The sequence below is a fragment of the Geminicoccus flavidas genome, from assembly GCF_009806515.1.
GTDB lineage: Bacteria > Pseudomonadota > Alphaproteobacteria > Geminicoccales > Geminicoccaceae > Geminicoccus > Geminicoccus flavidus.
The window spans coordinates 1-2090 of record NZ_WUJP01000398.1 but is presented as its reverse complement, the minus strand read 5'-3'; the positions used below and the strand labels follow the sequence as shown (position 1 = coordinate 2090).

The 2090-nt window shown below is 69.2% G+C and carries 4 protein-coding genes and 1 pseudogene; 1 reads left to right on the top strand and 4 read right to left on the bottom strand.

Going from position 1 to position 2090, the window contains the following annotated elements:
* On the top strand, positions 1 to 510 hold a 510-nt coding region (locus EQG76_RS11305; protein ID WP_200840739.1), incomplete at its 5' end, for a tetratricopeptide repeat protein.
* Positions 511 to 523: 13 nt separating this feature from the next.
* Here EQG76_RS11305 and EQG76_RS11300 read toward each other — a convergent pair.
* From EQG76_RS11300 to EQG76_RS11285, 4 genes and pseudogenes are all read right to left on the bottom strand, one after another.
* Positions 524 to 757: pseudogene (locus EQG76_RS11300) on the bottom strand (ABC transporter permease subunit); the annotation flags it as partial.
* A gap of 84 nt (positions 758 to 841) precedes the next feature.
* The gene (locus EQG76_RS11295; RefSeq protein ID WP_159713412.1) at positions 842 to 991 is read right to left on the bottom strand and encodes a hypothetical protein; all 150 of its coding nucleotides are present in this window, start codon (positions 989 to 991) and stop codon (positions 842 to 844) included.
* Positions 992 to 1082: 91 nt separating this feature from the next.
* Complete coding sequence (locus tag EQG76_RS11290) at positions 1083 to 1304, bottom strand: hypothetical protein (RefSeq protein ID WP_159713411.1); 222 nt, start codon at positions 1302 to 1304, stop codon at positions 1083 to 1085.
* 113 nt (positions 1305 to 1417) lie between these two features.
* Positions 1418 to 1744 (bottom strand): NIPSNAP family protein, encoded by a 327-nt coding sequence (locus tag EQG76_RS11285; protein ID WP_159713410.1) that lies wholly within the window; start codon positions 1742 to 1744, stop codon positions 1418 to 1420.
* Between the last annotated feature and the right edge of the window lie 346 nt (positions 1745 to 2090).

The following is a 2090-nucleotide window of genomic DNA, read 5'->3' as shown; positions in this document are numbered from 1 at the left end:
ATCCGCTATGCGGAAGAGGCGGTGGCGGCCGGCGATGTTGCGACCAAGGGCAATTACGGCCGGGCCCTGCTGGAAGGGAAGGTGGTGCCAGCCGATCCCCAGCGCGGCATCTCCCTTCTGAAGGAGGCTGCCGCCGAGGGCGATGCGCTGGCCAGCACTCAGCTCGGCATCGCCTATCTGGATGGCACCGGCGTGCCCGTCGACGTCAGGCAGGCAGTGCCGCTGCTCGAGGTCGGTGCGGCGTCCGGCAATGCCAGCGCCATGTACCGGCTGGCTCAGGTGCTGCTGGATCCGGGCAGTGGCCAGCACGACCAGGCGGCAGGGCTGGCCATGCTGGAACAGGCCGCGGCGGCCGGCCATTCCAGCGCCATGTTCACGCTGGGCCGGGCCTATCTGGAGGGCAACGGGGTGGCGAAGAACCCGGAACTCGCGCGGCAATGGCTGACCCGCGCCAAGGCGGCCGGCCGCGGCGACGCCGACCGGCTGCTGGCTCAGCTCCCGCCGGCCTGAGCGAGATCGTCGTTCAAGCCGGGTGGCGGCGCATGACCAGTCGCTCGGCCAGGACGACGATGCCGAAGAACAGGAAGCCCAGGGTCGAGGAGGTGATCACCGCCGCGTAGAGCCGGTCGGTCTGATAGTTGAAGGTCGACTGGATGATCAAAGCACCCAGGCCCTGGTTCGCCCCGATCCATTCGCCGACGATGGCGCCGATCACGCAGGTGGCGGCGATCTTGAGCGAGGTGCCGGGGGCTCGAAGCCCAGGGTCGCCTGGGCCGCGCCAGCCGGGCGACGGCACCGGCATCGCCTGAGCGGTGTGCGTAGCGGCGATGTACGGTCTGGTTCAGGGTGATGCGATGACGGGCGAGCGGGCCAGCATCTCGCCGGCATCGCTGCGGTAGGTCTCGACAGTCAGCCCCGCCCCGCTCCAGGCCGCATAATCATGCAGTGTCGGCCGCCGCATGATGAAGCCGTTCACGGGAGCCGCTGCCATGACACCCTCGCGTCCGCCCTGCGCCGGGGCCATGGAAGAGCAAGCGGTGGAGCGGATAAAGTGGCCTGGGTCCTGGCGAGCCGGTGCCCCGTCAGACCCGGCGGCCGGCCGGCACCATCTGCGCCGCCGGTCGGCCGGCGGCCGCCGCCGCGCTCCGGCCGGCCAGCCAGTCGGTCGCACTGGAGAGATCGGCGCCGGTCCAGCGGGTCGGCAGGAGGTCGACATGGTCGTGGATGAGCAGGTCGCGCTTGGCCAGCGGCAGTTCGCGCGGCCGGCCCGCCACCAGGGTCGTCATCCACCGCCAGATCGCCATCCTCCCTCCACCACCACTGGTTGCCGCACCGGTCGCGGTGCCAGGCATCGGTGGCAAACGGCCAGGACACTCGTCAACCGGAAGTGGCGGATTCCCGGCAACACCCGGCCAGCTTACCGCACGGAGGAGAAGCTGGTCGGCACCAGGATCTGGTTGCTGACCCGCTGGAGGATCGGCCCGTCCTTCTCGCTCTCCGCGCGTTTGGCCAGCCATTCCGGATCGCTCATGAACGCGTTCCATTTCTGCTCGCGCTCGGCCAGCGACTCCCATTCGAGCAGGTAATAGAGCGTCTGGTTCGATTCGCCGATGCCGACCGTCCAGAACCCGGCCTGGCGGATGCCGAATCGCTCCCAGATGGCGAGCGTCACCGTCTCGAAGCGATTGAGCAGGGCCGGCAACCGGCCCGGCACGCAGTGATAGACGCGCAGTTCATGGATCATCGCCCAGGTTCCTCCTGATCCCCTCCGGCCAGTCCGGATGGGTGCCGCCACCGATGATGGAAGGATCGCGGCCCGTCCATGATCGTCTGCAGCCGCAGCTCCCGCCGGGGCTTGCCGCCTGCGGCGTGCGGCCCGATTCTCTGCCCTGAGCGAATTTGACGGCCTCACGCGGAAGCGGATAGCCGTGAAGAAACTGTTCGGGTCCGCCTTATGTCCCTGTCGCGCTTCGCCACCCGCCTCAACTCTTTCGGCTCAGCGCCGCAGCTGTTCTGGCCGGAGCTGGCCGGCAGGCCGACCATGCTGCAGATGGCGGAGCGGGCCGCCACCGTCGCCGGGCTGACTGATC

Excerpts from the sequence above, each read along its gene's own strand:
- EQG76_RS11295 (WP_159713412.1), bottom strand. The coding sequence starts at position 991 with ATGGCAGCGGCTCCCGTGAACGGCTTCATCATGCGGCGGCCGACACTG.
- EQG76_RS11290 (WP_159713411.1), bottom strand. The coding sequence starts at position 1,304 with ATGGCGATCTGGCGGTGGATGACGACCCTGGTGGCGGGCCGGCCGCGC.
- EQG76_RS11285 (WP_159713410.1), bottom strand. The coding sequence starts at position 1,744 with ATGATCCATGAACTGCGCGTCTATCACTGCGTGCCGGGCCGGTTGCCG.